Here is a 25,822-nt window from a genome sequence, read left to right as displayed (position 1 = left end):
CCTGCACGGGCAGGGTGGGACGGGTCGTGAGGGCGCCTCGGAGCGCGTAGGAATTCGCTACGGCTGTCCCGCCGCCTCGGCCTCCATGGTGGCAAGGGCTTCGACTACCGGTGTGACAAAGCCTGCTGCCGTGGTGGCTCCGGTGGTCAGGAGGATGGCTCCGCCCGAGGGGTTGAACCCGAGCACCGCTCCGGGGCCCGGATGGACTTCGGGCAGCGCGTAACCGACGTCCTTCATGAACGCGACCGTGTTCTCCCAGCTCTCCGGATGCTGCCGGAACACCCGGTTGTTCACCGACACAGCCGTGGAGATGCGTCCGCCAACCGTGCTCGGCGCGGTGAAGAGGAAGAGCCGGCGGTGCCGGCCGGCGCCGAGAACCTGTGCCAGCTCCCAGGCGAGACCGGGTGAGACATGGATCTCAGCGATGACGCAGCGTGCCTCGGCGATCAGTCTGAGGATCTCCGATCGCCAGGTGCCGTCGGCCACCCACGTCCGGGCAGCCCCCTCGCGGGGCAGACGGTCGGTGGGGTCCCCCAGTCCCATCAACGGCCCCACACGTTCGGTGAGTTCAGCGCTCAGAAACCTTTCGAGGGTCTGCACGCCCTCGAAGGGATCCTCCCCCAGACGCCTTATGGCGCGTTGGAGAGGGTTGAGATCCGGCGACAGCTCTTTTCTGGAGAAGGAGACGGCTTCCTTGCCGAACGTGCGCAGAAAGAGCACGGGTGGACGACGGTCCACCTCCCTGACCTGGTCGGCGGTGGGAAGCCGGCTCCGCCGGCCCAGCCACGCGGCCCAGCCCGCCACCGTCCCGCACGCGATGAGAATCCTGAGGGCGCTGCCCCAGGGAAAGGACCCGAACAGGGGCAGCAGGAGGCAGCCCAACCCGCCGACGACGGCCAGCGCCGAGATCGTGGCGTACGGCGCCTTGGGGCGTCGTGGCCCGGTCAGTCGTTGTCGTGCCATGAACGCCCCCTTGGGCGGTCTCGTTTCGCCGTCGGCGATCCGCCGGGTTCCAGTCTGGCGACTTGTTCAGCCGTTCGTGCCACAACGCTGCCCGCACGCAAGGCTGTTGATGCCAAGGACGGACCTGCGGCGTGTTCGATTGGCGTAGATCCGGCTCGTCTCCGCGCACGCTGCGCGCAACGCCTGAAATGCTCTTTTTGGCGTGGTAATCCTGGATGCTCGGAGGTTGGGATGGCTCGGTACCCAAGGTGGTCGATGGTGGCGGGTGCGTGTCTGGCCCTGGTGCTCGGCGGCTGCTCCGACAGCGGCACGCCGTACACGGGCCGGCCCGGCGACGCCGTGCCCTCGCAGGACCGTCCGACGACGCCCGGCAACGAACCGGAGCTGGACAACGCCTGGCAGTCGGAGGCCGACGACGCCGTCGCCGTCGTGGACAATTTCTGGAAGACGCACTGGAACGACTCTTTCACCGGCGCCTACTCATCCCCGCAGGTGTTCGGCGCCTACACCCCCGACTCTCCCCAGGCACCGAGTTGCGGGCAGCAGCCCGCAGTCCCCGACAACGCCTTCTACTGCCCGCCCGAGGACTTCATCGCCTGGGACGCCGGGCTGATGCGCGACGGGTACCGCACCGGAGACTCGTGGGTGTATCTGGTCATCGCCCACGAATGGGGGCACGCGGTGCAGAACCGGGTCCTCGGCCTCGCATCCGTGGCGCACGAACTCCAGGCCGACTGCCTGGCCGGAGCCACGCTGTTCGGCTCCGAGGACCTGGAATTCGAGGCGGGCGACACCGACGAACTGGCCGCCGGGCTGACTGCGCTGGCCGACGAGACCCCTTGGACCAACTCCTCGGACCACGGCGATGCGAGCGAGCGCATCACCGCGTTCAGCAACGGCGGGCGGGACGGGGTCGGGGCATGCCTGCCGACGTGAACGGCCCGGCCCACAACCGCGCCGCGGCCGGCACAGGGGGATGAGTGCGGGCTTCAGCGCCCGGCGCGCAGGACGCCGTGAACGGGTCGCGCGCCACGGCCTTGCCGTCGTCAACGGCAGGACGCTTCCGTCGGCCTCGCCGCTCGCCGGTGCTACCGGTTCAACCAGTTCAACCGGCGAGCTCATCTGGTCCACGGCGATGTCGAAGCCCTCGTAACGTGCCCTGACGAGTCGGAGCAGCCCCTGAGTGATCACCGTTCGGGAGCCCCTGCGCCCCGGCTGACAGCACGTCACGCGCCTCGCCCCACGCTGCCGCGTAGGTGAATTCTGTGCGGCGAGTCGCTCCCCAGACCCGCCACTCCGTACCCCCGGTGTTGAGCAGGAGCAGCGCTCCGGTGGCCCCGTCCCGATGGTCGCGGAGGCCGTCGAACCGCCATTGATCACGTGGCCGGCTGCCCCTCCGCGCGACGGCCGCGTCGATGAATCCCTGCCAGCGCTTCTCCAACTGCCGCCTTGGCAAAGGAGCCAGTACCAGGACGACGGGCACCGTCGGATGCCTCCCCAGGAGGTCCAACTCCTGCAACAGCCCGTCGTTGAGCTCCTCCGGCGTCGCACCCACCACGACACATCGGGATCGCAGCGCCATCTCCTCGATCTCCTGCTGCCAGTGGCTGCCCAGACGCATCCGAGCGGCGCCGATGTCGGCCCGGCGCCGGGTGTCCGCAGGGTGGGACGCCGCAATGACCGGCCCGAGCGCGCTGACATGACGGACGGTGATCTCCTCGAAGGGCTGGCGCCACGCGAAACTGGCCCGCTCCAGCACACTGGTTCGCGCGATGGCGCTCGACGGCATGGTGGCCGAGTCGTCGGTGAAACTGCGGAGGTAGAGGACCGGCGGCTCGTCGCTCTCGTCCTGGGCGGTCGCGGCGTCCTTCAGGGCGTAGGAACGTCCCAGCCTGCGCACAAGGACCCCGAACACCATGAGCAGGCCCGACACCACAATCACCGCACTGCCGGCCCCGAGACCCACGACCGCCAGTACGACGAACGCCAACAGATGCCCGAATGACTTCACTTGCAGATACCGGGCCGTGGGAAGCCCTCCCTCGATCAAGGGCGAATCGGCGAGGCCCGAGAGTTGTGCGATGTAGAAGACGAAGAACAGGGCCAGCCCTGCCGCGTAGAGCAGGAGGCTCGCCAGACCGCAGGAGCGCACCGCCCAGGCGCGCCGGCCGCGCACGTCCCAACGGCCGCGCACGGGGCGTGGACGCCACATGCGGAACAGCCGCCTGCTGCCGATGGGCACCATCCAGCCGCCGGCCAGGGCGATGGCGAGCATGACGACGGGGTCGATCGTGAGGTTGCGGGTGGCGATGAGCATGCCGAGTACAAAGAAGCCGAAGACGCGGAACACGGCCCGGACGCGGACCTGGGCGGCCAGGGGGAGTGCCGAACCGGACACGTTCCGCCAGGCGGCATCCCTTCTCCTGACGCGGTAGCGGCGCCACACCGGCCAGGTGCGGAGCATCCGCCAGGGCAGGATGTAGACCAGATAACTGACCGCAGGGATCGTCACCAGCACCGACATGCCCCGGACGTAGGCTGGTTCCCTCAGTTCGGCGCGCTCGCCCGGCAGCAGGGCGGCCTGTGACGAGGCCATGGCGGTGATCCGTCCGGTGAGCTCGTCGGAACGGTCCCCGGCGGGCGTACGGAGGGACACCATGGCCGCCCGGTTGCCCTGCGCGAAGAGAGCCTCGCGGCTCTTCGCGCCGCTCACGTACCGCACTTCGGGTTTCAGCCACACACCGTGCAGGGCGGGAAGGTTCTTCGGGTGCCTGAAGAAGTCGGGGTCGAAGGCCGCGAACCAGACCAACGAGGCGGCGTCCCGGGCATCCGGGCAGCGCCAGACCACCGCCTGCGCCTCCTCGTTCCGCCCCGAGCGCCAGGTGCGCTGCCAGCCCTCGCACACCTCCATGAGCCACGCCGTCTCGGTCTCGCCCTGCCACCGCCCCTGCGAGATCAGCCGCACCGGGGGACTGAGGCCGGGGTCGCGGAGCACCAATGAGGACAGAGCCGGTGGCGTTGCGCTCGTCGCGGTGACGGGGAGGGCACCGGGAGCGGCACGTATGGAGTCAGCGGCGGACTCGACGGGGATGCCTGGGAGAAGCGGGAAGAGCAGGAGAAGGAGAGCGAGGGGGAGAGCGAACAGGAGGGCGAGGGAGTGCCTGTCCTTCCCGCCCCAAATCCGGGTTCGGAGTGGGGCGGTTGAGCCCTGAAACCGCTGACGTGCTGGCATGTGTGATCCACCGTGGCGTATGTGGCCCGCCGTCGGCGATGGGAGTCATGGTCCACGGCAGCGCGGCGCAGTCGCGGGAGCGACTGGCGGAAGCTTTTACGATCAGCACACGGCTGGCAAGGGAGCGCGGAAGCGCGGAGGCGGCGCATGGAGCGCGGGGGCGCGTACGCCGACAGAGTGTGGCTCAGCGCGACCCCGCCGGGGGCGCGAGCCAGGACGGCCCAGGTTCACTACCCGACTGCCCGACTGCCCGACTGATTCGGCGGCTCGGACTGGGGGCGGCTGCCCGAGGGGGGCCTTCGGTGATGCGGCCAGGCGTCTCCAGCGCTGATCAGTCCTGGTGGTCGCGGCGTACGCGTTGCCCGCCTATGGCCGGTTCATCTGAACTTGAAATTTAACCTTCAGTGATCGTTTGAGGTTCGGATCGTTCACTCACATGGGGATCTGCCGGACATGGCGACGACCTCCCTTTCACGCTGTGTGATGTCGAGTCGCACAACGGGCCGGGAGGTCGTCAGTGTCGAGTGTCGCCCCTGGAGCCGCTCATCGGCAGGCACTTGCCGAACTGTCCTCCTTTCGAATGGAGTTGTACGCGGCAATGCCCCGCCGTGCCGATGCGTTGTTCGAGTTGACGGACGCGGTGCTGTGCGCGGGCGGCCCGGTGGTGTCGCTGCCGGAGTTGTCGCTTGAGACAGTTCACCGGCGTGGGCACGGGGCGATGTACGACGCGCTCGCCCGAGGCCGCCTGGATGTGTCGCGGCTGCGGTTGGCGCTGGCCGGGCTGGAGCTTCCGCGCGGGACGGACCGGCAGATCTCGATCGCGCTGGACGTGACACCGTGGCCGCGCCCGGACGCGGAGTGCTCGCCGGACCGGCTGCACTGCCACCGCCCGTGCCGCTGCGACGGGGTGCGGCAGACGATTCCGGGCTGGCCCTACCAGGTCGCCGCCGCGCTGGGCGGCGGACGGACCTCGTGGACCGGGCCGCTGGACGCGGTCCGCCTCTGCCCGGACGATGACCTGACCGAGGTCACCGCCGCCCAGGTCCGGAACCTGCTCACGCGCCTGCGCGAGGCTGGTCAGTGTCGCGAGGGCGACCCCGGGGTGCTGTTCGTGCTGGACGCCGGCTACGACATCGTGCGGCTGACGTGGTTGCTGCGCAACGAGCCGGTCCGGCTGCTCGGGCGGATCCGCGCCGACCGCGTCATGCACCACCCGCCAGGGCGCCGCAGGGGACCCACCAAAGGCCGCCAACCGCGTCATGGCGCACCCTTCCGGCTGGCCGACCCGGCCACCCACCCCGCACCCGTCCAGGAGTCCACCACCCGTCATGACCGGTTCGGTGCCGTGACCGCCCGCTGCTGGGGACGCCTGCACCCCAAACTCGAACGCCGCCAGGGCGGTTGGGCCGATCACCCGGGTGACCTGCCCAACGTGGAGGGAACGCTGGTACACCTCGCGGTCGAGCGCCTGCCCGGCAACCGCGATCCCAAGCCGCTATGGCTATGGCACTCGGCCCCCGACGCCGACACTCACGACGTCGACCGCCTGTGGCGGATCTTCCTGAGAAGATTCGACATCGAACACACATTCCGGTTCTGGAAGCAGGCCCTGGGAATGACCCGCCCCCGCCTGCGTCACCCCGCTCAGGCCGACCGCTGGGTCTGGCTGATCCTCGCCGCCTACACCCAGCTCCGACTCGCCCGCACCCTCACCGGCGATCTGCGCCGGCCCTGGGAGAAGCCACTCACATCGGATCAGCTCACTCCCGGCCGGGTCCGCCGCGGCTATCCCCGCATCCGCAAGATCCTGGGCACTCCCGCGAAACCGCCGAAAGCCACCCACCCCGGCCCAGGCCGCCCACGGGGCACCACCACCAGCCCCGCCCCCCGACACCCCGTCGGCAAACACCAGCACAAAAAGGACACCCCTCGACCCGAAGAACCGAGGGGAAACCTTTAATTTCAAGCTGAAACCATCCTGGTTTTCAGATCTGCCATCTAATGTGAGGAGTCGGCAACCCCCCTCAGAGACAAGGAAGATCATGGCCGATCCGCGCGCGTTCCTCAGCTTCGACTTCGATCGCAACGAGGTACAGAAGAGGTTGTTCGCAGGCCAGGCGAGAGCCGACTCGCCCACACCGTTCACCGTTCAGGACTGGTCGAGCAAGACCTCGCTTCCACAGAACCAGTGGGAAGCCCTGATCACGAAGAAGATGGCCTGCACGAACATGTGCATCGTGCTGGTCGGCCGGCATATGGCCACCGCCACCGGGGTGGTGAAGGAGATCGCGATGGCCAAGGGGCTCATGGTCCCCGTCTTCGGCGTGTACGTCGACGGCGCAGACGCCACCAGCACGCTGCCCTTCGGCCTGCAGCGCAGCCGCACGACGGCCTGGAACTGGAAAACCATCGCAGCATCGGTTCGGCAGATGATGGGTGAGGGCAAGAACGCATGAAGAGGGCCATACTCGTAGGCATCGACCACTACCCGACGGCCGGGTCCTTGGGAGGTTGCGTTGCGGATGCGACAGCGCTCAACGAGCTCCTTTCCGTACACGCCGATGGCAGTCCCAACTGGCGCACGCAGTTGATAACGGGTGAGACGGACGGCGCTCACATCACGCGAGACAGCCTGCGGCATTCCCTTACACAGCTGTTCGCCAACGCTCGTGACACTGACTTGCTCTTCTTCTTCGCCGGTCACGGTGCCCAGACCGCCTGGGGCGCCGACCTGGTCACCCAGGACGCCACGGCACACAACCTGGGTGTGTCGATGAACGACCTGATCACCCTCGCCAACGACTCTCCCGCACGCAGCGTCACTCTGATACTCGACTGCTGCTTCAGCGGTGACCTCGGAAGTACCCCCGGGCACCAGGCCACGGCCGTTGCCGAGAACTTCCGCCTGAACAAGGCCACTCTGCGTGAGAACGTCACCATCCTGGCGGCAAGCCGCGGAACGGAACCGTCCCAGGAAGTGGACGGCCACGGGGTATTCACTCGCATACTTCTCGACGGTCTTGAGGGCGGAGCCACCGACCACCTGGGAAAGGTGACTCCACTCAGCCTCTACGGTTACGTCAGCGCCGCCTTCGACGCGTGGCAGCAGCGGCCGGTTCTCAAGACGAACCTGACCGAGCCCGTGATTCTGCGCATCGGACCGCCCTGGCTCGACGCCGAGTTACTCCGGAAGTTACCCCATCACTTTCCTTCCGCGGACAGCGTGGTACAGCTGAGCCCGGAACACGAAGGCGACGGAAGGCCCCTGCCTCCTGGCATGCTGGGCACGCCGAAGCAGCAGCAGTTCGACTACCTGGGGCGCCTTCGCAACGCCAACCTGGTCACCACGGACGGTCAACGCGACCACTACTGGGTCGCCATGGAAGGCGGGGAGGTCTATCTGACCTCCATGGGCCGCTACTTCTGGAAGCTGGCCAAACGGAAGGTGCTATGAAACGCATCGGCTGCACGGGACACCAGATCTTGAGCGCTGCCACACGCCGTGATGTCGCCAAGGCTGTAGCCGCAGAGATAGCCGGTGCGGAAGGTGAGAACCTTCTGGGGCTCACCTGCCTTGCGGAGGGCGCGGACCAGGTCTTCGCTTTCGCGACACTGGCCGCCGGAGGTCAATTGCACGTAGTGGTCCCCAGCAGAAACTACGAAAGCAGCTTCCAGAGCAATCAAGCGCGAGCGGCATATGATTCCCTGCTCACACTGGCCGTGTCGCGATCGGAGCTCGATTTCTCGTCGCCGGGCGAGGACGCATATATGGCTGCAGGGCGCGAAGTTGCTGACCAGAGCGACATCCTGCTGGCGGTATGGGACGGCAAGCCCGCCGGTGGCAAGGGGGGGACGGCTGACGTCGTTGCCTACGCACAGCAACGCGGAGTCGAGGTCCGCATTATCTGGCCCTTGGGGGCAACGAGGCATAACCGATATCGGCGAGCTCGCTCCTGACGGGGGAGCCTTTGTCGTGCTTCGGGCGGCAAGGGCCCGGATCCGTCCTTCACTCTACGGTGTACGGGCACGGGCCGTAACCTCCTGGTGCGTACTGGTGCGGCCCTCGGGGATCGGTAGCAGACTCGTGACGACAGGACAGAGGGATCCCCTCGAAGGAGCGCACCATGCTCACCACCCGTTTCGTCACAGGCTCCCCGAACTGGCTCGACCTCGGCACGCCCGACCTCGACGCAGCGACTGCCTTCTATGGCGGTCTGTTCGGATGGACCTTCCAGTCGGCGGGTCCCGATGCCGGCGGCTACGGGATGTACCAACAGGACGGGAAGACCGTCGCGGGCGCGATGACGGTCGCCCCCGAACAGGGCGCACCCGGCTGGACCCTCTATTTCCAGTCACCCGACGCGGAGGCCACGGCCAAGGCGGTCGAGCAGGGCGGCGGCGAGGTCGTCTTCGAGCCGATGGACGTCTTCGACCTGGGCCGCATGGCAATCTTCAAGGACCCGGGGGGCGCGGGATTCGCAACCTGGCAGCCGGGCAAGAACAAGGGTCTGGACTTCGTCAACGACCCCAACTCGCTGTGCTGGGCGGAGCTGTACACCGAGGACCAGGCCGCGGGCCTCGGCTTCTACCAAGGCGTCTTCGGCTGGGAGACCTCGACGATGCCGCTGCCGGACGGCACGGGCTCGTACACGATGCTCAACCCGGCGGGCGCGGGCGCGGAGGCGATGTTCGGCGGCATCGTCCCGCTGGCCGCGGACCCGACGGAGACCGGGCCGTCCTGGCTGCCGTATTTCGAGGTCAGGGACTGCGACGCGACGGTGGCGAAGGCGGAGGAACTGGGCGGCACGATCAGGATGGCCCCGATGGACATGGAGGGAGTGGGCCGCTTCGCCAAACTGGCGGACCCGGCGGGGGCCCGCTTCGCGGTGATGCAGGGCGTCCAGGAGGACGGCTGATAGCTGGGCGCCGGCGGGTGGGGGCGACGGACGACGGCGGGTGGGGACAGAGGCGCGTGGGGCGCGTCAGGCCCGGGAAGTACGGGCCCGTCGGCGGGGTGCGGGAGGTGGGGCGGTTGCTCAGGGGACGTTGATGCTTCATTGACCCAGCGTTTATCCCCGGCGGGGAACGTGTGCGGTATGCCGATCAACACCATCACCGACCATGAGCTCTCCTGGCAGGAGAACGCGCTGTGTGCCCAGGCGGGCCCGGAGTTCTTCTTCCCGGCGCCGGGCTCTTCGACGCGGGAGGCGAAGCAGCTGTGCGGGGCGTGCGAGGGGCGGGTGGCGTGCCTGGAGTACGCGCTGGCGAACGACGAGAGATTTGGGGTGTGGGGAGGGCTGTCGGAGAAGGAACGGTTCCGGCTGAAGCGGGCGCGGGGTTGAGCGGGGCGGCTAGGTCGTGTGAACCTTGCAGCCCTTAATGAGCTCGGCGCGCTCGGCGAGCGTGTTGTCCTCGGGGGTGCCTTCGGGGACTGCGTCCCCCATGGACTCCGGGACAACGCGGACGGGGAAGTGGCCGCCGACAGGGGAGACGACCCCGCCGTAACGGGGGTCGCCGGCGAACCAGATCATGTCGGGCTGGGGATTTCGCTTCTGCGCGAGGCTTACCGAGAACGGGGTGAAGCGAAAAACCGGCATGTGGCCATCGGCGAAGTTGATCAGGATAACCTTCGGGCTCTCACCCGTGCGGCGCGGGTACTCACAGGGGAATGCCCGCCACGCGTACGTCTTGAGGATCGCTGCAACACGGCTTGTGCGGCGGAGTGCCAGAAAAGTCGCACACATCATCACCGGATGGAAGAGCAGGCAGATCAGGATGAACCCGATGGCCTCGGACAAGGGCTGAGACGCGATCAGATAGAGCGAGGCCACCGCAAGGCCCAGGGCAAGGGTCAGCCAGCACCAGCGCTTAATGACGAGGTGTTGGTGTCCAAGAGCGGTGGGCCGATGGTCGAACGCGGCCTTGCCAAGTGGGAGGTCCGGCTGCTGCGGCGTCACGAGGGCACCTCCAGAATGCGCGACGAGCGTTGAGCGGTCGATGTGGCCGAGTCAGGTGCGGAGAAGGTGATCGTCCGGGCGATCGCCTCGAGGATTTCGGTATATGCCTCTCCATGACGGGTTGCCGCACTGGTGAGATCGGCGACGGCGATGCGCGTGCCGCTCGGGTACGACACAGTTAGTCGGGCCTGGAAGACCTCGCTCGGTTCTGCGCTGATGCCTGCTTCCGCGAGCAGTTGGCGTGGCGGGGCGGACAAAGTGCCCGCTACCAGTGCCGCGGACATACCGATGGGCAGTTCCAACAGCTTGCGAGTGTTGCTGCTCCAATGGGGGGAGTTCGCAATGGCGAGCCCGCTCTGCGCCACGGCGAGACCGGGCGTTCGCGACTCGATGCCACGCACAGACAGGGAAAAGAGCGATACTGCGGCACCGTCCTGGCCGTCGGGATGCACTCCGATGGAGGTGTGAATGCCTCCGCCTTCGTGAATCGCTTGGAGCAGCATCACCAAGGCAGACGCGTCACGCAGCGAGTCGGTCACTGCTGATGAGCTTGCAAGGATGGGCGTCAGCAGAGCTTCGGCAACATGCTCCAGTTCGTTCAGCCGGGCGAGGTCCAGTGTGTGGTAGCCGGGCGGCAACCGGAACCAGATAGGCGGAGGGGGAATGACATTTCTGATGAGCATCAAGCCTGCCTTTGGGGGCGTTTGCTAGCGAGCGATGATTGTCCACGCGTGGGCGGCCTTGGCTGCGGCGCTTGGCCCGTCGTCGACGACTGCACGTACGCCGTCCACTGCCGTTGCGGTGTTGTCGACCGTTTCGTTTTCGCCGAACACAGGCAGATGACTCGTGGCTGTGATGGCACCAGTCCCCGTGAGGGTGTATTTCACCGTCTCTTGGACGGCATCAGGTGTGCTCCGCAAGGCCCATCCCGCAAGTGGGTTTTCCACCTGCCGGAGGCCGTCCATGGCGATCGTTGCGCCGCTGGTGAAGGCGCTTGAACCAGTGCGTGCAGCCGAGGCGATTCCTCCCGAGTCGCCGAGTGCACCGAGGGCGTGAGAGGCCGCTGAAGCCGATTTGGCACCGTGTGCCACTGCCGCCACACCGGGCACGGACCCGAGGGCGTCCCCTGTGAGCGTCACGGTGCAGTCCCAGAAGTCGGCGTCGAACTCACCTTTCGTTAAGCCGTCCTTCAGGGACTTGTGCACTCTGGGATCTCTCAAGTGGAGAGCGAGAGCGCCGAAACTCGCTCCGGTGGCGACAAACAGCAGGGCCAGCCCAACGGGCGGAAACAGGGGCCCGATGACCATTGCTGCGAAGCCGACCACAGCGGACACGTCCGACAGGAAGTCGCCCAGATCCTCGTCCACCCACTTCAGCACCCTGTCCAACACCCCCGGCTCCCCCGGCGCCAGCCTCTCCGTCGCCTCGTTCAGCGACTTCGCCACCCTCCCCGCCTCCACCCTGTGCGTCTCCTCCAGTTCCCGCGCCAGCCTCCGCACCGACTCCAGCGCCTCCCGCGCCCTCGTCACCGCGTCCCCCGCCGCCTTCAGCTCCGGCTCCGGGACGTTCGTCGTGCGCGCGCGTTCGTGGTGGGATTCCGCCCGCATCAGTGCCGCCGCGTCCAGCTTTGCCCGCGTGTCGTACCTGCGGGCCGTCGCCTGGTAGCCCACCAAGTCGTCGTGCCATCCCCGCAGCTTCGCCGCCGCCTTCGACACCGAGCGGTGCGCGTTCCTCAGCTGCCGCGGCAGGTCCCCGTCCAGCGCCTCGCGGAAAGCGTCCGCCGCCTCTCCCCGCCAGTACGTGCTCTCGCCGAGCAACTGGGTCACCAGGCGGTGCGCCGTGCCCAGGGCCGTTGCCGACGTCATCAGCTTCGTCCGGAGCGCGGCGATGGCCGGCGGGCTGCCGGGGGCCGGGTTCCAGCCCAGGTGCGGGTACTCAGGCATGGCCGTCCACCGCCTTGAACGCCGCTTCGATCACCTTGTTGACCTGGGCGTATCCCTCGTGGCTGAGCTTCACGCCCCTGTGCACCGCGCTGATCCGCGCGCCCAGTTGTTCCGCGCCGTACTTCCATCGCCGCTGGAAGCCGTCGCACGCCTCGTCCAGTTCCTTCGTGCCCACCTGGTCGTCCCGAACGTGCTCCAGTGCCCGTCTGGCCTCCGCCAGCGAGGTCAGCGAGCTGCCCAGCGCGCGCGAGAATCGGCCCAACTGGTCGGTGTCCACCTGAAGATCACGATCCATGGCCGACCACCCTTGCAGATCATCGCCATATCCGGATAAGCCACGTCACTCGGACGGGTGGCGGGGGGCGCGTGCGCCGACGCTTCGTGCTGGGCGGTGCCCCGCCGCGCCGGTGCCTTCGGCGCGCGGGTTCACGGAGCACTCGCTAGCGTGAAAACGGACCGTCCGCGAACAGGAGAGCAGAGTCATGGCCGCACACCCTGAGGGCAAGCCGTGCTGGGCCGACGCGATGTTCAGCGATGTCGAGGGAGCCAAGAGCTTCTACGGCGACGTACTGGGGTGGACCTTCGGCGAGGCTTCGTCGGAGTACGGGAACTACACACAGGCGTACGCCGACGGGAAGGCCGTCGCCGCCGTGGTGCCCCCCATGCCGGGGCAGGAGGGCCAGTCTGCGTGGTGCCTCTACCTCGCCTCGCCCGACGCCGCCGCCGCTGCCGGGCGGGTGCGGGACAACGGGGGCGAGGTGCTGATGGAACCGATGCAGGTCGGCGACTTCGGGTCGATGCTGCTGGCGCGGGACCCGAGCGGGGTCGTCTTCGGGGTGTGGCAGGCCGGAGTCCACGAGGGCTTCGAGGCTACGGGCGTGCCCGGAGCGTACTGCTGGGCCGAGGTCTTCACCCGGGATCCGGAGAAGACGGACGCCTTCTTCCAGGCCGTCTTCCCCTACAAGGCGCAGCAGATGGAGGACGACGCGATTGACTACAAGCTCTTCAGTGTCGGCGACGAGAGAGTCCTCGGCCGGATGAAGATGGGTGACGAGTTCCCGCCCGAGGTGCCGCCGTACCTGAACGTGTACTTCACCGTCGAGGACTGCGACGCCGCCGTCGCGAGGGCGACGGAGCGCGGTGGGGTGCTGCGGTTCGGGCCGATGGACAGCCCGTTCGGCCGGTTCGCGGCGCTGAGCGACCCACAGGGCGCGGCGTTCTCCGTGCTCGACCGTATGAAGACCGCGGGTGCCATGCCCAAGACTTCTGACGCGAGCTGAACCTCGAACCCCGGGCCGAAGAACCGCCCACGGCCTCGCGGAACCGGACTTGAGCCGGTGTGCGCGAGGCGGACAGGATCCCGGGTGGGCGAGGCGGACAGGGTCCCGGGCGGGCGAGGTCGTTCCGACTGTGGCCCGCCCGGGCGGGGCCATACGCGCCGACCGTGGCCGAACCGGCGGTCAGCCCGACGCGCGAGTCGCCATCCGGGCCTTGCGGGCCGCGAGCTTCTCGTCGAACTTGGACGCCTCGGAGTTCAGCCCGCCCATGTACAGGCCGAGCTCTTCCTGGGCCTTGAGCCCTTCCGGGCCGAGGCCGTCGATGTCGAGCACCTTCAGGAAGCGCAGCACCGGCTGCAGTACGTCGTCGTGGTGGATCCGCATGTTGTAGATCTCGCCGATCGCCATCTGCGCCGCGGCCCGCTCGAAGCCGGGCATGCCGTGACCGGGCATGCGGAAGTTGACCACCACGTCGCGGACGGACTGCATGGTCAGGTCGGGGGCGAGCTCGAAGGCAGCGCCCAGGAGGTTCCGGTAGAAGACCATGTGCAGGTTCTCGTCGGTCGCGATCCGCGCCAGCATCCGGTCGCAGACCGGGTCGCCCGACTGGTGGCCGGTGTTGCGGTGCGAGACGCGGGTGGCGAGTTCCTGGAAGGCGACGTACGCCACCGAGTGCAGCATCGAGTGACGGTTGTCGGACTCGAAGCCCTCCGCCATGTGCGCCATCCGGAACTGCTCCAGTTTGTCCGGGTCGACGGCGCGTGAGGTGAGCAGATAGTCGCGCATCACGATGCCGTGCCTGCCCTCCTCCGCGGTCCAGCGGTGCACCCAGGTGCCCCAGGCGCCGTCGCGGCCGAAGAGAGAGGCGATCTCGTGGTGGTAGCTGGGGAGGTTGTCCTCGGTCAGCAGGTTGACGACCAGGGCGATCTTGCCGAGGTCCGTGACCTTGGACTGCGCGGGCTCCCAGGCTTCGCCGTCTTCGAAGAAGCCGGGGAAGTTGCGGCCGTCGGTGAACGGGACGTACTCGTGCGGCATCCAGTCCTTGGCGACCATGAGATGGCGGTTGAGTTCCTTCTCCACCACCTCTTCCAGCGCGAACAGCAGTCGGGCGTCGGTCCACGCTTCCGAACTGCCGAGGTGGGGAGAGGTGATCGTCACGGGTGCTCCTGGGGGACGGGGAGATACCTACGTATTCGTAGGTTACGACACCGTAGGTTAAGGGGCGGTAAGCCCCTGGCCAAGCCTGGATCCCATATGTTCGATTACATTACGTTATGTGTACAGGTCGCGGAGGCGCACGGAGAGGCAGGTCACGCACCCCTCAAGCTTCTCGAACTCGCTGATGTCCACAGCTACCGGCTGGTAGCCGAGGTCCGTGAACAGCTCGGCCGTCTTCGGCGCGCTCGCCGCCATCAGCAGCTTGCCGCCGCCGAGGAGCACCACATGCGCGCCCGACTCCTCCGGCACCGGCAGATGGCGCGGAAAGACGGTCGGGGTGTCGACCAGCGGGGGATAGCCGATGACGGTGGAGTCCGGCAGCGCGGTCACGGCCGACTTCAGGTGCAGCACCTTGGACACCGGTACGGCCACGACCCGGGCGCCCAGCGGCTCGAAGGCGGCGCGCAGCTGTTGGACGCCGGCCGCGTTGGTGCGCCCACCGCGGCCCACATAGATTGTGTCGCCGACCTTGAGGACGTCCCCGCCATCGAGGGTTCCCGGCTCCCACACCCAGTTCACCGAGCAGCCGAGCGAGGCCAGGGTCTCCTCGACGGCAGCCGTCTCGGGCCTGCGGGACTTCGCCCCCGGGCGGGCGATGAGCGCCACATTGCGGAACATCACCACCGTGTCCTCGACGAACACCCCGTCCGGGCAGTCGTCGGCCGGCTCGGTCTCCACCGTCTCCCAGCCGTGTTCGCGCAGCGTCTCGGCGTATGTCTCCCACTGTTCCAGCGCCAGAGCGGCATCGACGGGGGAGCGCTCGATATGGGTGACCAAGCCCTCGGCGAGGCGCGGGCTGGGGCGTCGGATCAGGGCTTTCTTGCTCGGCACGGGCGCGTCTCCAGGGGTTATGGGTCCGGTGGCGCCCATCATGACCCGCGATCGTCGCGCGGCGGAATCCCCGGCGGGCCCCCGATCGGGGCGCGTCCTCCCCGGCCGGTGGCACGCCGGACGCCCGTCCGGGACGTTCCGCCGGGCACGTCCGCTCGGGACTCCGCCGGGCACGTCCGCTCGGGACTGCGCCTCGGACGTCCGCCCGGGGCATGCCAGGGGAGTCCTCGCCGGGGCCTTCCGCCAGAGCCCCGGCGAGGGCTCCCGCGCGGCAGTCGTCAGCTCATCGGCAGCTCCCCCTCGCGCACCTCGTCAGCCGAGATGTCCCGGAGCCCGCCGTCCAGCAGCAGCCAGCGCGTGACGCCGATCGCCTCCAGGAACCGCACATCGTGGCTCGCCACGATCAGCGCCCCCTCGTACGACTCCAGCGCGGCCGTCAGCTTCCGCACGCTCGCCATGTCCAGGTTGTTCGTCGGTTCGTCGAGCATCAGAAGCTGCGGAGCGGGCTCGGCGAGCAGCAGCGCGGCCAGCGCCGCACGGAACCGCTCTCCGCCCGAGAGGGTTCCGGCCCGCTGGTCGGCCCGTGCGCCCCGGAAGAGAAAGCGGGCCAGCCGAGCCCTGATGCGGTTGTTGGTCGCGTCGGGCGCGAACCGCGCCACGTTCTCCACCACGCTCAGTTCGTCGTCGAGCACATCGAGGCGCTGGGGCAGAAAGCGCAGTGGAACCTCGGCCACCGCCTCACCGGCGACCGGCTCCAGCTCGCCGCCGATGGTGCGCAGCAGCGTCGTCTTGCCCGCCCCGTTGCGTCCGACCAGCGCGATCCGCTCCGGGCCGCGGATCTCGAACTCGCCGTTCACCTCGGCTCCGTGACGCAGCCGCAGATCGCTCAGCCGCAGTACGACCTGGCCCGGATGAACCGTGGTGTACGGCAGCTCGATGCGGATCTCGTCGTCGTCGCGGACCGCCTCCACCGCTTCGTCGAGCCGTTCCTTCGCCTCGGCGAGCTTCTCGGTGTGCATGATGCGGTGCTTGCCCGCCGATTCCTGGGCCGCCCGTTTGCGAGCTCCCATGACGATCTTCGGTTCCCGTTTGGAGTCCCACATTTTCTGTCCGTACCGCTTGCGTCCGGCCAACTTGACCTGGGCATCGGCCAGTTCACGCTTCTGTCGCTGTACATCGGCCTCGGCGACGCGCACCATGCGCTCCGCCGCCTCCTCTTCAACGGCGAGTGCCGCCTCGTACGCGGAGAGGTTGCCGCCGTACCAGCTGACTTCGCCGTCGCGCAGATCGGCGATCTGATCGACCAGCTCCAGCAGATCGCGGTCGTGGCTGACCACGACCAGTACTCCGGACCAGGCGGCCACCGCGTCGTACAGGCGCCGCCGTGCGTACAGATCGAGGTTGTTCGTCGGCTCGTCGAGCAGCAGCACGTTCGGCCTCGCCAGCAGCAGGGCCGCCAGCCGCAGCAGTACTCCTTCGCCGCCCGACACCTCGCCGATCGTGCGGTCCAGCCCGATGTGGCCGAGTCCGAGCTGGTCGAGTGTGGCGCGCGCCCGCTCCTCGACGTCCCAGTCGTCCCCGACCGCCGTGAAGTGCTCCTCGCTCGGATCGCCGGCCTCGATGGCATGCAGCGCCGCGCGTGCGGCGGCGATTCCCAGCACCTCGTCCACCCGCAGGGCGGTGTCGAGCACCAGGTTCTGCGGCAGATGGCCGACCTCGCCCGACAGGCGGACCGCACCGTCGGTCGGCGTCAGCTCACCGGCGATCAGCTTCAACAGCGTTGACTTTCCTGAACCGTTGACTCCGATCAGACCGGTTCGGCCGGGGCCGACCGCGAGCTGGAAGTCGTCGAAGACTCCGGTGCCGTCCGGCCAGGCGAAGGTGAGGGAGGAGCAGGTGATGTGGGTGGAGGCAGTAGACATACGGGTCTCCCGGTTGCGTGGGAAGGGGCAGGGCAACAGGTGGAGACACCGGGAGTGCGGCGAGGCCGCCGGGGGAACGCGGAAGGTCCCGGCCGGGGGTGGACGGCTCGAACGCCGAGGTCGCACGCATCGCGCACAGCTTGCCGGAATGACCGGACCAGGCGGTGACGCACGGTGTCTCAAGACCTCAGACGAGCAACGTCCTACTCCAATCGGCGACAACAGGACCGCTGTACACCGTAGGAGGGGCCGTCAGGGCTGTCAAAGGAATTACCGTGAGCCGGCAACAGGAGCGAACAGCCGGCACAGGAGTGACCGGGACGGAGAGGCGTGCGCAGTGCCCGATGGATCTCTCTCGATCGCCGCCCGGCTGTTCCTGCTGTCCTGGGACACCGAGCGGCAGAACGCCACCGGCGCATCCCAACCGGCCTCACTGGTACGGGCTGGAGCACTCACCGAGCTCACCCGTCGAGGACTGCTCGATGACGACGGCGGGGTGGCGGTCCCGGTCGGTGACGGCCGCAGCGGCGACCCGGTACTCGACGGGTTGCTGGAGCTGATCGAGGAGTCCAGGCCCCGGACCTGGAAGAAGTGGGTGACCTTTCACGCCCGGTACACCCTCGACGCCGTCCGGACCCAGCTGACGCAGTCCGGGTATCTGCGCAGGCGGCGCAGGCGGGTGCTCGGGATCTTCCCGGCCGCGCGGTACGAAATCGACCGCCCCGGCGTCGTGGTGTCACTGCGCGAGGACGCGCGGGCGGTGCTGGCCGGGCCGGTGCCCGTCGCCGAGGTCTCGGGCCCGGACGCGGCCCTCGTCGTGCTCGCGGCCGCGGCGGAGGTACGCGCGCTCGCCACCGCCCAGGAGCGCTCGCTCCACAAGGAGCGGATCGGGCAGCTGGCGGAACGCGGTGGGGAGGCCTCCCCCACCTTGAGGAAGGTCATCCAGGAGATGCGGACGGCGGTGATCGAGGCCGCGACGACGAACTCCACCACCGCGTCGGCCGACGGCTGCTGATTCCCCGTCAGCCGCCCGCCCGCGCCCGAGCGTCGAGGGCCTGGCGGGCGGCTACGACTACGGGAAGCTCAACGCGCTGCTGGGCGCGGGCCGGTAGACGAGCAGCTCCGGTCCCTTCTGCCGGCCGGGTCGTCCCCCGTACCGGCAGGTGCGGTGCGTCAGCAGGCGTCGCGCAGCAGCTCGGCCAGATTGTGGTCGAGATCCAGATAGCGATGCTCGTGCCCGACGGGAACCATCAGATTGACGCGCCTGAGGAAGCGGCGCAGCTCGCTGGTGCGGACATGCACCATCGCGACGCCCTCCGGGGCATGGAACTCCACGACGGTCCGGTCGAAGCCGTAGGGCCTGACGCGTACGTCGCCGACGCCGGTAGGAGCGTCGATGCCCGCGGCGAGCAGCTCGCGCGAGAACGCCCAGGACACCTCGTTGCCTTCCAGCGTGGCCGGGGGCGGAAAGGCCATCTGTACCGCGAAGGGATCCCGGCGGTCGTACCGCAGCGTGGCCGGGACCGACTCCATCTGGGGAGCCGAGGCGACCAGGCGTGCCTGCACGGCGTGTTCGATGACGGTGGGCAAGGCCGGCTCCTTCGTGTGCGGCTCGTTGACGTCTACTGACACCGTCAGAGACGTCGGATCGAGCCAATCCGTGCATCGGGAGGCATCGGAAAGAGAAGTGACCTGTGTCACCGCTCGGCGGGCGGTCTGGAATGGCCGAAATGCGGCTTATGTAGCTCGCTCGGCAGCCCACAGTGTCACCCGTGTCCCGTGCCGCTCGCCCCGCGCCGTACTGATGGTGAGATCGCCGGGCGTCACCAGCCTGCGGGAGGGGGAGCGGTTGACGGTGGTCGGCCGCTCCGGCTCCTCGCCGCTGCCGTCGGCGAGCGTGTACCGGAGGGCGCCGGAAGGCAGCGGCGTACGACCTCGGCGACGCCGGCGGCAGCGGGCCCTCGGGCCGCACTCTGGACGGGGTCCCGGCCGTGGGCTAGCTTCCAGCGCCATGACCTCCATGGGGAAGACGAGACGAATGGTGTCAGTGGGGCTGTGTGGGGCGGCAGTTGCCGCGGCACTGGCCGCACCGGCACAGGCGGCCCAGCTGACCGGCGGCGGCACGGCGGGAAAGCGCGACACGGCGGGAAGGAGCGGCACAGCAGGAGGGAAGGAACCGGCCTGGAACCTGAAGTCCACCGGCACTGACGTACGGTTCCGGGGCCTCGCCGCCGTCAGCCGCAGCTCAGCCTGGGTCGCCGGTTCGAAGGGCACGGTCCTGCGCACGGCGAACGGCGGCCACAGCTGGCTGAATGTTTCGCCGCCGGGCGCGGGCGAGCTGGAGTTCCGTGACATCGAGGCGTTCGACAGCCGGCGCGCGGTCGTGCTGGCCATCGGAGAGGGAGAGGCGTCCCGGGTGTTCCGTACCGAGGACGGCGGTGCGAGCTGGACGGAGTCCTTCCGTAACAGCGATCCCAAGGCCTTCTACGACTGCATCACCTTCTTCGACAGCCGGCACGGGCTCGCGATGAGCGACCCGGTGGACGGCCGGTTCCGCATCCTGTCGACCGGCGACGGCGGAAAGTCGTGGAAGGTGCTCCCCGACACCGGGATGCCGGCGGCGCAGCCGGGCGAGGCGGGCTTCGCCGCGAGCGGCCAGTGCCTGGTCAGCTCGGGGCCGAAGGACGTCTGGCTGGCGACGGGCGGCGGCGCCACCGCGCGGGTGCTGCACTCCGCCGACCGCGGGCTGCACTGGAAGGCCGCCGAGTCGACCATCCCGGCGGGGGACCCCGCCCGTGGTGTCTTCGCGCTCGCCTTCCGCGACCGCTCCCACGGTATCGCCGTCGGCGGCGACTACCGCCCGGACCAGTCGTCCCCGAGCGCAGGAGCGGTCAGCGGCGACGGCGGTCGCAGCTGGCGGCAGGCGAAGACACCTCCGCCGGCCTACCGCTCAGGCGTGACCTGGCTGCCGCACAGCAGGTCCGCCGCGCTCGCCGTGGGACCGACCGGCACCGATCTAACCGTGGACGGCGGTCGCAGCTGGCGCACGGTCGACACCGGCTCGTACGACACGGTCGACTGCACCGGCGACTTCGGGTGCTGGGCCTCGGGCGAGAAGGGCCGGGTGGCACGCCTCGAATTCTGAGCCGCGCTCATCGTGCTCGTACCGCCCGCTCGCGCCGGTCCTAACCGGGCAACTGCCGGCGGTACGGGTCGAGCCCGGGTGCGGTCTTGGTCGCGATGAACTCCGTGATCCGGTACTCGCACACGCCGCCGAGCGTGAAGGGGTCGGCCGCCGCGATCTTCTCGATCGTCGCGCGGTCGTCCCCGACGGCGAGGATCATCCCGCCGTCGCGCGGGTTCTTCCGGCCCGAAGCGATGAAAACGCCCTGCTCGTACAGCGCGTCCAGCCAGGCCACGTGCGCTTCGAGGAGCTCGTCCACCTGATCGACGGGCGCGGTGTAGGTCAATTCCATCACGAACATGATCGCCAGGCTACGGCACCCGGTCGCCGCGCCCTTCCGTAGGCTGGGCCTCACCATGAAGATCATAGAGACGCCCCGGGGCTGGCCCGCCGACGAGGCCGAGGCCATCGCAGTCCAGGACGAACTGCGGACGCGTGTCGTCCTGGACGAGCCGGGGCCGGCGCCCGGCACCGGCCTGGTGACCGGTGTCGACGTGGCCTACGACGACACACGGGACATCGTCGCGGCTGCGGCCGTCGTCATGGACGCGGCGACCCTCACCGTCGTCGAAGAGGCGACCGCCGTCGGCCGGGTCGCCTTCCCCTATGTCCCCGGACTGCTTGCCTTCAGGGAAATCCCGACCGTCCTCGCCGCCCTTGAATCCCTCGGCGCAGGTCCCGGCCTCGTCGTCTGCGACGGGTACGGACGGGCGCACCCCCGCCGCTTCGGACTCGCCGCGCATCTCGGTGTGCTGACCGGGCTGCCGGTGATCGGCGTCGCCAAGAACCCCTTCGTCTTCAGCCACGGCGAACTCGGGCCCCGACGTGGGGACTTCGCCGCGCTGCGCGCCGACGACGCAGAGGAGGTCGGCCGGGCGCTGCGCACACAGGACGGCGTCAAGCCGGTGTTCGTCTCGGTCGGCCACCGCACCGGTCTCGACCACGCCTGTGCGCACACGCTCCGGCTCACGCCGTCCTTCAGGCTCCCCGAGTCCACCCGCCGGGCCGACTCGCTCTGCCGTCGTGCTCTGGCCGACGCCGCCGCGTGAAGGACGCCGAACGAGAGGGGCCTCAGCGTGTGGCGGCCACCCGGAAGCGGATGCCCGCCGCCTGGAGCCGCGCCAGCAGCGCGTCGCCCATCGCCACGGCCGTGGTCACCTGCCCCGAGGTGTGGGGCAGTTCGTCGTAGGCCAGGCACAGCATCGACTCGGCGAGCATCTTCGCCGTCTCGCCGTAGCCCGGATCGCCGCCCGACACCTCCGTGAACACCGTGCGGCCACCGCCCTCGCCCACGAAGCGCACCGAGAACCAGCTCTTGGCCCGGCGCCTCTCGTCGGGTCCCTCGCCCGGCTTGATCCGCTCCGACAACCAGCGCCGCGCGGGCGGCAGTTGAGCCAGTCCGAACAGCGCGCCCACGGCTGCCGCACCGCCCGCCGCCATCGGAAGCGTCCGGACGGCTGCGTAGTGCCGGTAGCGGAAGTCCGGCCCGTACCGCTCCAGTGCCCGCGCCGAGCGCGCCACGATCTGCCCGTCCACCGTCGGCAGCGGCAGCGCCCAGGCTCCGGTCTCCCGGCTGAACCGCGGCCCGCCGAGCGGTGCCCGCGCCCTCCGCCCCACCAGCCGCGGTTCATGCAACCGCCGCTCGTGCGCCGCCCGCATCATCTGCCGGCCGCGTCCCATCGCGTTCAGGACGGAGGCCAGAGTGCCGCCGGAGAAGGTGGCGTTGGAGCGTACGAACCCGTCGACGCTCAGCGGTACGCCCTCGGGGAGCTGCTGGACGGTGAAATAGGCCCCCAGGTCGTGCGGAACGGAGTCGAAGCCGCAGGCGTGGATCAGCCGGGCGCCGGTCTCCCTGGCCCGCGCGTCATGGCGTACGTACATCATGTCGACGAACTCCGGCTCGCCGGTCAGGTCGACGTAGTCGGTCCCGGCCTCCGCGCAGGCGGCGACCAGAGCCTCGCCGTAGAGGAGGTAGGGGCCCACCGTCGTCGCCATCACGCGGGCCGACCCGGCCAGTTCGCGCAGTGTCCCGGGATCGTCCACGTCCGCCTCGATCAGCGGCAGGTCCGCGCAGCCGGGGTGCTTGGCGGTCAGGCGCTCGCGCAGCTGCTCCAGCTTCTGCCGGCTGCGGCCCGCGACGGCCCAGCGGCAACCCTCGGGCGCGTGCTCCGCGAGGTACTCCGCCGTGAGCACGCCGACGAACCCCGTTGCCCCGAAGAGCACGATGTCGTACGGCCGCTGTGCGCGATCGGTCCCGTTCTGCCTGTTCAATGGCCCCTCCGCCGTTGTCCCGCGGTCATGTCGGTGGCTGAGGCTAGCGTGCGAACCGGCCCGAAAGAAGATGCGTTTCCCATCGGTAACATGCCGGGCCCCAGGGCCGGATCTAGCGTGAAGACATGCGTACCTGGCGTCCCCACCGCCTGTTGCGGTGGTCCCACATCGCGGCTGCGGTGTGCGGGCTCGTCGCGGGCGCCGCTCTGGTGGCGCTCGCCGCCACCGCCGGACAGGACACGGGCCCGATGTTCGGCCTCGCGGGGCTGGTCGTTCTCATTTCCGGCTATCTGCTGCTTCTCGCGCTCAATCGCCGGGTGTCCCTCACGGGAGACGAGGTCGTGGTCCGCAATCTGACTGCCGACCGGCACATTCCCCTGAAGTCGGTCGCCTCCGCCGCGCCCGGGCACGGGGGCGTCGACATCCGTCTCAAGGACGGCTCACACGTGAAGGTGATGGCCGTCGGGACGTACCACTGGCTGGCTCCCGGCCTCTCGCGCGCCGACGAGGTCGCCGGGGCCATCAACGCTGCGGCCGATCCGGCGACGGACAAGCGCACGACGGCGCGCTGAGGATCCCGCCATCCCCCATGAAGGCGGCCGGAAAGGCATGATTTCGGTCGGAATTCCACGATGGTAAGCGGCTGATTCTAAGCGCTTGCTCGGCCCAGACCCTTGTGCCGGGTGGAACGCGTTCTTACCATCATTGGTGTTACATCAGTTGTGTCACAGTGCAGCGCTGGGGGCTCGATGGCAGCGATGGGGAACGGCCCGCTCGCCGGGGTGCGGGTGGTCGAACTGGCGGGCATCGGGCCCGGCCCGTTCGCCGCCATGCTCCTCGCCGATCTCGGCGCCGATGTCGTACGGGTCGACCGGCCCGGCGGCGCGGGGCTCGCGATCGACCCGGCGTACGACCTCACCAACCGCAACAAACGCTCCGTCCTCATCGACCTCAAGGCCGAGGACGGCCCCGGCCGGGTCCTCGACCTCGTCGCGCGGGCAGACGTGCTCATCGAGGGCTACCGGCCGGGAGTCGCCGAGCGCCTCGGCGTCGGACCGGAGGAGTGTCTCGCCCGCAACCCCGGCCTGGTCTACGGACGCATGACCGGCTGGGGCCAGCACGGACCGCTCGCGCAGCGCGCCGGGCACGACATCGCGTACATCGCGGTCACCGGCATCCTGGGCATGATCGGCAAGCCCGACGAGCCGCCCACCGTCCCCGCCAATCTTGTCGGCGACTACGCGGGCGGCTCGCTCTACCTCGTCGTCGGCGTGCTCGCCGCGCTTCAGCACGCACGCACCGAAGGCGGGTCCGGCCAGGTCGTGGACGCGGCCATCGTCGACGGGGCCGCGCATCTCGCCACGATGATCCACGGGATGATGGCGGCCGGCGGCTGGCAGGACCGGCGCGGGGCCAACCTTCTCGACGGCGGCTGCCCCTTCTACGGAACGTACGAGACCGCCGACGGGCAGTACATGGCCGTCGGCGCGCTGGAGCAGCAGTTCTACAACGAGTTCATCGAGCTGCTCGGCATCAAGGACAAGGCCCCGGCGCGCAAGGACTTCGCCCGCTGGGGTGAACTGCGCACCGCCGTCGCCGACCGCTTCAAGGCCAGGACCCGCGAGGAGTGGACGGCCGTCTTCGAGGGCTCGGACTCCTGCGTGGCACCGGTGCTCTCGCTGCGCGAAGCCCCCTCGCACCCCCATCTCGCCGCCCGTGGGACCTTCGTCGACCACGGCGGGCTCACCCAGCCCGCGCCCGCGCCCCGCTTCTCCGCCACGCCCGGCACGGTGTACCGGGGGCCCGCGCAGCCGGGGGCCGACACCGCCGAGGTGGCCCGCGACTGGGACCTGCCCGGGCTCACCAAGGAGGACGACCGATGAAGCGCCAGATCTTCTCCGTGGAGCACGACGCCTTCCGCGAGACCGTCCGCACCTTCCTCGCCAAAGAGGTCCTGCCCCACTACGAGCAGTGGGAGAAGGACGGCATCGTCAGCCGTGACGCCTGGCTCGCCGCGGGCAAGCAGGGGCTGCTCGGGCTCGCCGTTCCCGAGGAGTACGGAGGCGGCGGCAACGACGATTTCCGCTACAGCGCCGTGCTGGCCGAGGAGTTCACCCGCGCGGGTGCCGCCGGACTCGCCCTCGGCCTGCACAACGACATCATCGGCCCCTACCTCACCTCACTCGCCACCGACGAGCAGAAGCGGCGCTGGCTGCCCGGATTCTGCAGCGGCGAGATCATCACCGCCATCGCGATGACCGAACCCGGCGCGGGCTCCGACCTCCAGGGCATCCGCACCACCGCCGAGGACCGCGGCGACCACTGGATCCTCAACGGCTCCAAGACCTTCATCTCCAACGGCATCCTCGCCGACCTGGTGATCGTCGTCGCCAGGACCACCCCCGAGGGCGGCGCCAAGGGGCTCTCGCTGCTCGTCGTCGAGCGCGGCGCGGAAGGCTTCGAGCGGGGCCGCAACCTCGACAAGATCGGCCAGAAGTCCCAGGACACGGCCGAGCTGTTCTTCAACGACGTGCGTGTCCCCAAGGAGAACCTGCTCGGGGAGCTCAACGGCGCCTTCATCCACCTGATGACCAATCTCGCGCAGGAGCGGATGGGCATCGCGGTCGCCGGAATCGCCGCCGCCGAGTACCTCCTGGAGATAACCACGCAGTACGTCAAGGAACGCGAAGCCTTCGGCCGGCCGCTCTCCAGCCTTCAGCACATCCGCTTCGAGATCGCCGAGATGGCCACCGAATGCGCCGTCACCCGCACCTTCCTCGACCGCTGCATCGTGGACCACTCGGAGGGGGAACTCGACGCGGTCCATGCCTCGATGGCCAAGTGGTGGGCCACCGAACTCCAGAAGCGGGTCGCCGACCGCTGTCTCCAACTGCACGGCGGCTACGGCTACATGACGGAATACCGCGTCGCCAGGGCCTTCACGGACGGCCGTATCCAGACGATCTACGGCGGTACGACCGAGATCATGAAGGAGATCATCGGCCGGTCCGTCCTCGCCTGACC

At 69.1% G+C, this 25,822-nt stretch carries 26 protein-coding genes; 14 read left to right on the top strand and 12 right to left on the bottom strand.

Annotated elements, in window-relative coordinates; all coding sequences use genetic code 11:
- Window positions 1–57: 57 nt before the first annotated feature.
- Entirely contained in the window at window positions 58–963 is a 906-nt protein-coding gene (locus OG293_RS04600) for a hypothetical protein (protein WP_405997471.1), read from the bottom strand.
- Between the two features lie 255 nt (window positions 964–1,218).
- Between OG293_RS04600 and OG293_RS04595 the strand changes: the two genes are divergently transcribed.
- On the top strand, window positions 1,219–1,899 hold the full coding sequence (locus OG293_RS04595; RefSeq protein WP_405997470.1) for a hypothetical protein: 681 nt from the start codon (window positions 1,219–1,221) through the stop codon (window positions 1,897–1,899).
- A gap of 169 nt (window positions 1,900–2,068) precedes the next feature.
- Here OG293_RS04595 and OG293_RS04590 read toward each other — a convergent pair whose 3' ends face one another.
- Window positions 2,069–3,928 (bottom strand): hypothetical protein, encoded by a 1,860-nt coding sequence (locus tag OG293_RS04590; RefSeq protein WP_405997469.1) that lies wholly within the window; start codon window positions 3,926–3,928, stop codon window positions 2,069–2,071.
- A 784-nt stretch (window positions 3,929–4,712) separates the two neighbouring features.
- On the opposite strand from OG293_RS04590, the gene OG293_RS04585 reads away from it, so the two are divergent.
- From OG293_RS04585 to OG293_RS04560, 6 genes are all read left to right on the top strand, one after another.
- Window positions 4,713–6,155 carry an NF041680 family putative transposase gene (locus OG293_RS04585; RefSeq protein ID WP_405997468.1) on the top strand — a complete coding sequence of 481 codons (1,443 nt, stop codon included), beginning with the start codon at window positions 4,713–4,715 and terminating at the stop codon, window positions 6,153–6,155.
- An 82-nt stretch (window positions 6,156–6,237) separates the two neighbouring features.
- Window positions 6,238–6,651 (top strand): TIR domain-containing protein, encoded by a 414-nt coding sequence (locus tag OG293_RS04580; RefSeq protein WP_405997467.1) that lies wholly within the window; start codon window positions 6,238–6,240, stop codon window positions 6,649–6,651.
- Window positions 6,648–7,649 carry a caspase domain-containing protein gene (locus tag OG293_RS04575; protein WP_405997466.1) on the top strand — a complete coding sequence of 334 codons (1,002 nt, stop codon included), beginning with the start codon at window positions 6,648–6,650 and terminating at the stop codon, window positions 7,647–7,649. The genes OG293_RS04580 and OG293_RS04575 overlap by 4 nt, the downstream gene beginning before the upstream one ends.
- A complete protein-coding gene (locus tag OG293_RS04570) occupies window positions 7,646–8,152 on the top strand; it encodes a hypothetical protein (protein ID WP_405997465.1) in 507 nt (168 codons plus the stop codon). Before OG293_RS04575 ends, OG293_RS04570 begins: the two co-directional genes overlap by 4 nt.
- Window positions 8,153–8,319: 167 nt before the next feature.
- Window positions 8,320–9,111 (top strand): VOC family protein, encoded by a 792-nt coding sequence (locus OG293_RS04565; RefSeq protein WP_405997464.1) that lies wholly within the window; start codon window positions 8,320–8,322, stop codon window positions 9,109–9,111.
- A gap of 180 nt (window positions 9,112–9,291) precedes the next feature.
- On the top strand, window positions 9,292–9,537 hold the full coding sequence (locus OG293_RS04560) for a WhiB family transcriptional regulator (RefSeq protein WP_405997463.1): 246 nt from the start codon (window positions 9,292–9,294) through the stop codon (window positions 9,535–9,537).
- Between the two features lie 9 nt (window positions 9,538–9,546).
- On the opposite strand, the gene OG293_RS04555 is transcribed toward OG293_RS04560, so the two are convergent.
- The 4 genes from OG293_RS04555 to OG293_RS04540 form a co-directional block, all read right to left on the bottom strand.
- A complete protein-coding gene (locus OG293_RS04555; protein ID WP_405997462.1) occupies window positions 9,547–10,152 on the bottom strand; it encodes a hypothetical protein in 606 nt (201 codons plus the stop codon).
- Window positions 10,149–10,835, bottom strand: coding sequence for a hypothetical protein (locus OG293_RS04550; RefSeq protein ID WP_405997461.1), 687 nt, complete (start codon window positions 10,833–10,835; stop codon window positions 10,149–10,151). Before OG293_RS04550 ends, OG293_RS04555 begins: the two co-directional genes overlap by 4 nt.
- Before the next feature lie 24 nt (window positions 10,836–10,859).
- Window positions 10,860–11,978, bottom strand: coding sequence for a hypothetical protein (locus tag OG293_RS04545; RefSeq protein WP_405997460.1), 1,119 nt, complete (start codon window positions 11,976–11,978; stop codon window positions 10,860–10,862).
- 109 nt (window positions 11,979–12,087) lie between these two features.
- Window positions 12,088–12,390: a hypothetical protein gene (locus OG293_RS04540; protein WP_405997459.1), complete on the bottom strand. Its 303-nt coding sequence runs from the start codon at window positions 12,388–12,390 to the stop codon at window positions 12,088–12,090.
- A 187-nt stretch (window positions 12,391–12,577) separates the two neighbouring features.
- On the opposite strand from OG293_RS04540, the gene OG293_RS04535 reads away from it, so the two are divergent.
- Window positions 12,578–13,375, top strand: coding sequence for a VOC family protein (locus OG293_RS04535; RefSeq protein WP_405997458.1), 798 nt, complete (start codon window positions 12,578–12,580; stop codon window positions 13,373–13,375).
- A gap of 180 nt (window positions 13,376–13,555) precedes the next feature.
- Here OG293_RS04535 and OG293_RS04530 read toward each other — a convergent pair whose 3' ends face one another.
- From OG293_RS04530 to OG293_RS04520, 3 genes are all read right to left on the bottom strand, one after another.
- Window positions 13,556–14,530 (bottom strand): acyl-ACP desaturase, encoded by a 975-nt coding sequence (locus OG293_RS04530; RefSeq protein ID WP_405997457.1) that lies wholly within the window; start codon window positions 14,528–14,530, stop codon window positions 13,556–13,558.
- Between the two features lie 114 nt (window positions 14,531–14,644).
- On the bottom strand, window positions 14,645–15,421 hold the full coding sequence (gene ddaH, locus OG293_RS04525) for a dimethylargininase (RefSeq protein WP_405997456.1): 777 nt from the start codon (window positions 15,419–15,421) through the stop codon (window positions 14,645–14,647).
- A 278-nt stretch (window positions 15,422–15,699) separates the two neighbouring features.
- Entirely contained in the window at window positions 15,700–17,343 is a 1,644-nt protein-coding gene (locus OG293_RS04520) for an ABC-F family ATP-binding cassette domain-containing protein (RefSeq protein ID WP_405997455.1), read from the bottom strand.
- A 337-nt stretch (window positions 17,344–17,680) separates the two neighbouring features.
- Here OG293_RS04520 and OG293_RS04515 point away from each other — a divergent pair, with 337 nt between their 5' ends.
- Complete coding sequence (locus tag OG293_RS04515; protein WP_405997454.1) at window positions 17,681–18,358, top strand: GPP34 family phosphoprotein; 678 nt, start codon at window positions 17,681–17,683, stop codon at window positions 18,356–18,358.
- Between the two features lie 158 nt (window positions 18,359–18,516).
- Here the strand turns inward: OG293_RS04515 and OG293_RS04510 are convergent, their stop codons facing one another.
- Window positions 18,517–18,933 (bottom strand): SsgA family sporulation/cell division regulator, encoded by a 417-nt coding sequence (locus OG293_RS04510; protein ID WP_405997453.1) that lies wholly within the window; start codon window positions 18,931–18,933, stop codon window positions 18,517–18,519.
- A gap of 421 nt (window positions 18,934–19,354) precedes the next feature.
- Between OG293_RS04510 and OG293_RS04505 the strand changes: the two genes are divergently transcribed.
- The gene (locus OG293_RS04505) at window positions 19,355–20,488 is read left to right on the top strand and encodes an oxidoreductase (RefSeq protein ID WP_405997452.1); all 1,134 of its coding nucleotides are present in this window, start codon (window positions 19,355–19,357) and stop codon (window positions 20,486–20,488) included.
- Between the two features lie 40 nt (window positions 20,489–20,528).
- Here the strand turns inward: OG293_RS04505 and OG293_RS04500 are convergent, their stop codons facing one another.
- Window positions 20,529–20,828 carry a YciI family protein gene (locus OG293_RS04500; RefSeq protein ID WP_405997451.1) on the bottom strand — a complete coding sequence of 100 codons (300 nt, stop codon included), beginning with the start codon at window positions 20,826–20,828 and terminating at the stop codon, window positions 20,529–20,531.
- Between the two features lie 55 nt (window positions 20,829–20,883).
- On the opposite strand from OG293_RS04500, the gene OG293_RS04495 reads away from it, so the two are divergent.
- On the top strand, window positions 20,884–21,576 hold the full coding sequence (locus OG293_RS04495) for an endonuclease V (protein WP_406003500.1): 693 nt from the start codon (window positions 20,884–20,886) through the stop codon (window positions 21,574–21,576).
- Between the two features lie 22 nt (window positions 21,577–21,598).
- Here the strand turns inward: OG293_RS04495 and OG293_RS04490 are convergent, their stop codons facing one another.
- Entirely contained in the window at window positions 21,599–22,798 is a 1,200-nt protein-coding gene (locus OG293_RS04490) for a saccharopine dehydrogenase family protein (protein WP_405997450.1), read from the bottom strand.
- A gap of 125 nt (window positions 22,799–22,923) precedes the next feature.
- Between OG293_RS04490 and OG293_RS04485 the strand changes: the two genes are divergently transcribed.
- The 3 genes from OG293_RS04485 to OG293_RS04475 all read left to right on the top strand — a co-directional run bounded on the left by OG293_RS04485 (window position 22,924) and on the right by OG293_RS04475 (window position 25,820).
- The gene (locus OG293_RS04485) at window positions 22,924–23,370 is read left to right on the top strand and encodes a hypothetical protein (RefSeq protein ID WP_405997449.1); all 447 of its coding nucleotides are present in this window, start codon (window positions 22,924–22,926) and stop codon (window positions 23,368–23,370) included.
- 177 nt (window positions 23,371–23,547) lie between these two features.
- Window positions 23,548–24,681 (top strand): CaiB/BaiF CoA transferase family protein, encoded by a 1,134-nt coding sequence (locus tag OG293_RS04480; RefSeq protein ID WP_405997448.1) that lies wholly within the window; start codon window positions 23,548–23,550, stop codon window positions 24,679–24,681.
- Window positions 24,678–25,820: an acyl-CoA dehydrogenase family protein gene (locus OG293_RS04475; protein ID WP_405997447.1), complete on the top strand. Its 1,143-nt coding sequence runs from the start codon at window positions 24,678–24,680 to the stop codon at window positions 25,818–25,820. Before OG293_RS04480 ends, OG293_RS04475 begins: the two co-directional genes overlap by 4 nt.
- The last annotated feature ends 2 nt before the right edge of the window (window positions 25,821–25,822 follow it).

The sequence above is a fragment of the Streptomyces sp. NBC_00829 genome, assembly GCF_045161795.1.
Classification (GTDB): domain Bacteria; phylum Actinomycetota; class Actinomycetes; order Streptomycetales; family Streptomycetaceae; genus Streptomyces.
This window is presented reverse-complemented; position numbering and strand designations above follow the sequence as displayed.